At 71.5% G+C, this 6033-nt stretch carries 6 protein-coding genes; all 6 read left to right on the top strand.

Annotation, left to right across the window (positions count from 1 at the left end; all coding sequences use genetic code 11):
* Positions 1-759, top strand: a 759-nt coding sequence (locus JWQ91_RS13275) for a cyanophycin synthetase (RefSeq protein ID WP_297784921.1), incomplete at its 5' end; no start/stop codon positions are given.
* Between the two features lie 54 nt (positions 760-813).
* Positions 814-1902 (top strand): phospho-N-acetylmuramoyl-pentapeptide-transferase, encoded by a 1089-nt coding sequence (mraY, locus tag JWQ91_RS13270; protein WP_297784918.1) that lies wholly within the window; start codon positions 814-816, stop codon positions 1900-1902.
* Positions 1899-3350: a UDP-N-acetylmuramoyl-L-alanine--D-glutamate ligase gene (gene murD, locus JWQ91_RS13265; RefSeq protein WP_297784915.1), complete on the top strand. Its 1452-nt coding sequence runs from the start codon at positions 1899-1901 to the stop codon at positions 3348-3350. The genes mraY and murD overlap by 4 nt, the downstream gene beginning before the upstream one ends.
* Positions 3351-3413: 63 nt before the next feature.
* Entirely contained in the window at positions 3414-4646 is a 1233-nt protein-coding gene (ftsW, locus tag JWQ91_RS13260; protein ID WP_297784912.1) for a putative lipid II flippase FtsW, read from the top strand.
* Between the two features lie 4 nt (positions 4647-4650).
* Positions 4651-5724 carry an undecaprenyldiphospho-muramoylpentapeptide beta-N-acetylglucosaminyltransferase gene (gene murG, locus JWQ91_RS13255; protein WP_297784909.1) on the top strand — a complete coding sequence of 358 codons (1074 nt, stop codon included), beginning with the start codon at positions 4651-4653 and terminating at the stop codon, positions 5722-5724.
* A partial coding sequence (locus JWQ91_RS13250; RefSeq protein WP_297784906.1) for a Mur ligase domain-containing protein occupies positions 5721-6033 on the top strand: 313 nt, incomplete at its 3' end. The genes murG and JWQ91_RS13250, both read left to right, overlap by 4 nt.

Raw genomic sequence — 6033 nt, 5'->3', positions numbered from 1 at the left:
AACATCGCGGTCGCGAAGGGCGAGCTCGCCGAGGCGACCGGCGGCGACGGTGTCGTGGTGCTCAACGCGGACGATCCGCGGGTCGCCGCGATGGCCTCGCGCACCGAGGCCGCGGTGACGACCTTCGGTGCCGCGGGCGACGTGCGGGTCGGCGACGTCCGCCTCGACGCGGACGGCTCGCCGCACTTCACGCTGAGCCACCGGGGACGCTCGGTCGCGGCGCACGTCCCGCTCATCGGCGGGTACCACGCGATGAACGCCGCCGCCGCGGCCGCCGCAGCGCTGTCGCTGGGCATCGGGCTCGACACGATCGCCGCCCGGCTGGCCACGGCCGACGTCGCGGTGTCGCCGATGCGCATGGAGCGGCACGTGCGCGACGACGGCCTGGTCGTGGTCAACGACGCCTACAACGCCAATCCCGAGTCGATGGCCGCCTCGCTGCGCGCGGTCGCGGCGATCAGCCGCGGACGGGGCGTGGCCGTGCTGGGCCCGATGCTCGAGCTGGGCGAGGAGAGCGACGCCGCGCACCACCGCATCGGGCGGCTCGCGGCCGAGCTGGGCTTCGTCCGCGTGATCGTGGTCGGCGAGGCGGCGAGCCAGATCGCCGCCGGCGCAGGGCAGGTCGCCGAGCTGGTGCCCGACGTCGATGTGGCGACCCGCACACTCTCCGCGAGCCTGTCGGGGGACGAGGTCGTACTTGTGAAAGCATCGAGGGGTGCTCGGCTGGAGCGCGTCGCGCAGGCACTCATCCAGCCCTGACCGCCTCCTCGACGAAGCACGCCGGGGCCCCTCCTCGAAAGGAACCACCACGCGATGAAGGCCATCCTGATCGCAGGAGCGCTCTCGTTGCTGGTGACCCTGATCGGCACCCGGTTCGCGATCTCGGTGCTGGTCAAGCAGGGCTACGGCCAGCTGATCCGCGACGACGGTCCCACCTCGCACCACACCAAGCGCGGCACCCCGACGATGGGCGGCCTGGTCATCATCGTCGCCGTCGTCATCGGCTACTTCTCGGCCAAGCTCGTCACCGGCATCTCGACGGGCTTCGAGCCCGGCTGGGCGCCCAGCGCCTCGGCGCTGCTGCTGCTGTTCCTGTTCGTGGGCCTGGGGGCGATCGGCTTCCTCGACGACTTCATCAAGGTCGCCAAGCAGCGCAACCTGGGGCTGCGCAGCAAGGCCAAGCTGATCGGCCAGACCGTCATCGGCCTGATCTTCGCGGTGCTCGCGATCGGCTGGGAGGACGACACCGGACGTACGCCCATCACCCACGGCATCTCGTTCACCCGTGACATCGCGGGGTGGAAGCTGCCCACCGTGCTGCTGGTCATCTGGGTCCTGGTCCTCGTCGCCGGCGCCAGCAACGGCGTCAACCTGACCGACGGGCTCGACGGCCTCGCGACCGGCGCGTCGATGATGGTCTTCGGCGCCTTCGTCTTCATCAACATCTGGCAGAGCAACCAGAACTGCTCGTCCAACCCCGGCATCAAGTGCTACGAGGTGCGGGATCCGCTCGACCTGGCGGTGGTGGCCTCCGCCCTGACCGGCGCGTGCTTCGGGTTCCTGTGGTGGAACGCGTCGCCGGCCAAGATCTTCATGGGCGACACGGGCTCGCTGTCCCTCGGCGGGGCCATGGCCGGGTTCGCCCTGATGACCCGCACCGAGCTGCTGCTCGTCGTGATCGGTGGCCTGTTCGTCGCGATCACGATGTCGGTCATCCTGCAGGTCGGCTGGTTCAAGCTCTCCGGCGGCAAGCGGATCTTCCGGATGGCGCCCCTGCAGCACCACTTCGAGCTGCTCGGCTGGGCCGAGATCACGATCGTCGTCCGGTTCTGGATCATCAGCGGGCTGTGCGTCGCGACGGGCCTCGGCATCTTCTACAGCGAGTGGGTCACCGGCGCATGACCGCACGAGACATGACGACGCTGGGCAGGGAGTCGTCCTGGGAGGGCGTACGCGCAGCGGTCGGCGGGCTCGGGGTCAGCGGGTTCGCCGCGGCCGACACCCTGCAGCACCTCGGCGCCGACGTCGTGGTCCTCGAGGACGGCGACGACGACGCGCTCCGGGAGAAGGCGACCCTGCTGGAGATGCTGGGTGTTGAGGTCCGCCTGGGCCCGGGGTCCACTGCGGTTTTCCCCGACGGCATCGACCTGTTCGTGACATCGCCCGGCTGGGCGCCCACGACCCCTCTGCTCGCCGAGGCCGCCGCCCGCGCGATCCCGGTGTGGGGAGAGGTCGAGCTGGCGTGGCGCCTGCGCGGGGACACCCCGGCGCCGTGGCTTGCGGTCACCGGCACCAACGGCAAGACCTCGACGGTCCAGATGGTCGAGTCGATCCTGCGGGCGGAGGGACTCAACGCCCTGGCCGTCGGCAACGTCGGCACGCCGGTCCTCGAGGCCGTCATGAACCCCGAGCCGTTCGACGTGCTCGCTGTCGAGCTGTCGAGCTATCAGCTGCACTGGAGCCAGTCGATCTCCGCCGAGGCCAGCGTCGTGCTCAACCTCGCGCCCGACCACATCGACTGGCACGGCGGCTTCGACGCCTACACCGCCGACAAGGCGCGGATCTACGACCGCACCCGGCTCGCGTGCGTCTACAACGTCGAGGACCCCGCGACCGAGCACATGGTCGAGGAGGCCGAGGTCGTCGAGGGGTGCCGGGCGATCGGCTTCACCCTCGGCATCCCGGCCCCCGGCATGATCGGCCTGGTCGACGACGCGATCGCCGACCGGGCGTTCATCGCCGGGCGCATCTCCAACGCGGCCGAGCTCGGCAGCATCCACGACCTGGGCGACGCGCCGGCGCCCCACATGGTCGCCAACGCCCTCGCCGCCGCCGCGCTGGCCCGGGCCCACGGCGTGTCGCCGCGCGCGGTCCGCGACGGCCTGCGCGGGTTCCGTCCCGACGCGCACCGCATCGCGGAGGTCGCCGTGACCGACGGCGTCCGCTGGGTCGACGACTCCAAGGCAACCAACGCCCACGCCGCCCGGGCCTCGTTGCAGAGCTTCGACTCCGTCGTCTGGGTCGCCGGGGGACTGGCCAAGGGCGCCAGCTTCGACGATCTCGTGCTCGCGACCCGGGACCGCCTGCGGGCGGTCGTGCTGATCGGCACGGACCGCGCGCTGATCGCCGAGGCCCTCGCCCGACACGCACCTGATGTCCCCGTCGTCGTCGTCGACACCGGGGAGACTGATCCCATGGATCGCGTCGTCGAGGTCGCCGCATCGCTCGCCCAGCAGGGTGACACGGTGCTCCTGGCCCCCGGCTGTGCCTCCATGGACCAGTTCCGCAACTACGCCGCCCGGGGCGACAGCTTCGCCGCCGCGGTGCACCGGTTGCGCGACCGGTCCTGACCACCATCCCAGGACTGCGGACCCCGAGCAGAGGACGACCATGACGACGCGGAGGAGTCGCCGATGACGACGGCCGGCCGTCGTTCCCCGGCGATCATCGAGGCGGCCCGCCGGGTCCTCGAGCGGCCGCTCGCGTCCTACCAGATCATCACCGGCACGACCGCGCTGCTGCTCGGCATCGGGCTGATCATGGTGCTCAGCGCCAGCTCGGTCTACGCCCTGACCAACTACGGCAGCTCGTTCGCGATCGTCCTGCGCCAGCTCATCTTCGCGGTCCTCGGCGTCATCGGGGCCGTCGTGGCGGCCCGCATGCCGCTGCCGCTGATGCGCCGGTTCATCCGGCCGTTCCTGTGGATCTCGATCGGCCTGATCGCCGCGACGTTCATCCCTGGCGTCGGCATCACGGTCAACGGCAATCGCAACTGGCTGCCGCTCGTGGCCGGCTTCCAGCTGCAGCCGTCGGAGTTCGCCAAGCTCGCCCTCGTGCTGTGGATCGGCGACCTCTACGCCCGCCGACAGAAGTATCTCGACACCCCCCGCTACGTCCTGACCCCCATGGTCCCCGTCACGGGACTGGTCGCGCTGCTGGTCGTCGCGCAGCACGACCTCGGCACGGCCCTGGTCATCTTCGCCCTGATCGTCGGGATGCTGTGGGTCGCCGGCCTGCCGACCAAGCAGATGGGCGGCATCCTCGCCGCCCTGTTCGTCGGCCTGCTCGCGGCGGTCGTCAACTCCCCCCACCGCGTGGAGCGGCTGCTCAACTTCACCAATCCGCAGGCCGATCCCGACTCGACCGGCTTCCAGGCCATCCACGGCATGATGGCGCTGGCCCGAGGCGGCTTCTGGGGCGTCGGGCTCGGCGGCAGCCGGCAGAAGTGGGGCTCCCTGCCCGAGGCGCACACCGACTTCATCCTCGCGGTGATCGGCGAGGAGCTCGGCCTCCTGGGCACCCTGGTCATCCTGCTGCTGTTCGTCCTGGTCGGCTTCGCCGGCATCCGCATCGCGACCCGCACCCGGGAGCCGTTCGTGCGCTACGTCGCCGCGGGCATCACGATCTGGATCCTGGTCCAGGCCGTCATCAACATCGGCATGGTGCTGGGCCTCCTGCCCGTCATCGGCATCCCGCTGCCGCTGATCTCCTACGGTGGGTCCAGCCTGCTCGTGACGTTGGTCGCAATGGGCGTTCTGGTTAACTGTGCCAAGACCGAACCCGGGGCCCAGCGGGCCCTCGCCGCCGGTCGCGCCAACCGCAAGCGGAGCGGTTCGGGACTCGCCGGCGCCCCACGGAGGAGATGACGAAGTGCGCGTGCTGCTCGCCGGCGGAGGGACCGCCGGTCACACGTCACCGCTGCTGGCCACGGCGGCCGTCCTGCGTGACGCCGGTGCCGACATCACGTGCCTCGGCACCCCCCGGGGTCTCGAGGTCACGCTGATCCCGCAGGCCGGCTACCGCCTCGAGCTCGTGCCGCCGGTCCCGCTGCCCCGCCGGCCCGGCAAGGCGATGGTGCAGGTGCCCAGTCGGCTGCGGGCCGCGGTCAAGGCCACCGCCGAGGTGGTCGACCGGGTCCGTCCGGACGTCATCGTCGGCTTCGGCGGGTACGTCTCGGTGCCCGCCTACCTCGTCGCCCGGCGACGCCACATCCCCTTGGTCGTGCACGAGGGCAATGCGATCCCCGGCATCGCCAACAAGCTGGGTGCCCGCTTCACCGAGCACGTCGCGACGAGCTTCCCCGAGACCGACCTTCGCCACGCCCACTACATCGGGCTGCCGATCCGCCGCGAGATCTCCCGCCTCGACCGGGCGGCGCTCCGGGCGGAGGGGCGGGCGTTCTTCGGCCTCGATCCCGACCTGCCGACACTGCTGGTCACGGGGGGATCGCAGGGCGCGCGCCGGATCAACCACTCCGTCGCGGCCGCCGCACGGGACCTCGCCGAGGCCGGGATCCAGGTGCTCCACGTCGCGGGCCGGGTCGAGGAGGTCGAGGTCGAGCGCCGCGAGGGTGACCCGCCCTACATCGTCAAGGCGTTCGTCGACCGCATCGACCTGGCCTATGCCGCCGCCGACCTCGTCGTCTGCCGCTCGGGTGCCAACACCGTCACCGAGGTGGCTGCCATCGGTCTGCCCGCCGCCTTCGTGCCGCTGCCCATCGGCAACGGCGAGCAGGCCCTCAACGCCCACCCGGTCGTGCAGGCCGGCGGGGCGCTGCTGATCGACGACGCGGCGCTGACGCCGGCATGGATCGACAACGTCATCATCCCGCTCGCCTCCCACACCGGCCGGCTCGCGGCCATGTCCCGGGCCGCCTCCGGGATCGTCCCGCGCGACGCCGACGAGCGCCTGGCCGACATGATCCAGAAGGCCGCGAACGCATGAGGATCCCCGTCCCGGCCGACATCCCGTCGGTCGACGCGCTCGGCGCTGTCCACCTGATCGGCATCGGCGGTGCCGGCCTCTCGGCGATCGCCCGGCTCATGGCGCAGCAGGGGGTCGTCGTCAGCGGCAGCGACGCCAAGGACAGCACGGTGCTGCAGGCGCTCCGCTCCGAGGGCATCACATGCCACGTCGGTCACGCCGCCCCGCACCTCGACGGCGTCGACACGGTCATCGCGTCGACCGCGGTCCGCGAGGACAACCCGGAGATCGTCGAGGCGCAGCGCCGCGGCCTGCGCCTGTGGCCCCGCT

The sequence above is a fragment of the Aeromicrobium sp. genome, from assembly GCF_025965075.1.
Classification (GTDB): Bacteria; Actinomycetota; Actinomycetes; order Propionibacteriales; family Nocardioidaceae; genus Aeromicrobium.
Note: the sequence above shows the minus strand (reverse complement) of the source record. Positions and strands in the feature narration are given on the sequence as shown.

Coding starts and splice junctions, on each gene's coding strand:
- ftsW (WP_297784912.1), top strand. CDS start 3,414: ATGACGACGGCCGGCCGTCGTTCCCCGGCGATCATCGAGGCGGCCCGC.
- mraY (WP_297784918.1), top strand. CDS start 814: ATGAAGGCCATCCTGATCGCAGGAGCGCTCTCGTTGCTGGTGACCCTG.
- murD (WP_297784915.1), top strand. CDS start 1,899: ATGACCGCACGAGACATGACGACGCTGGGCAGGGAGTCGTCCTGGGAG.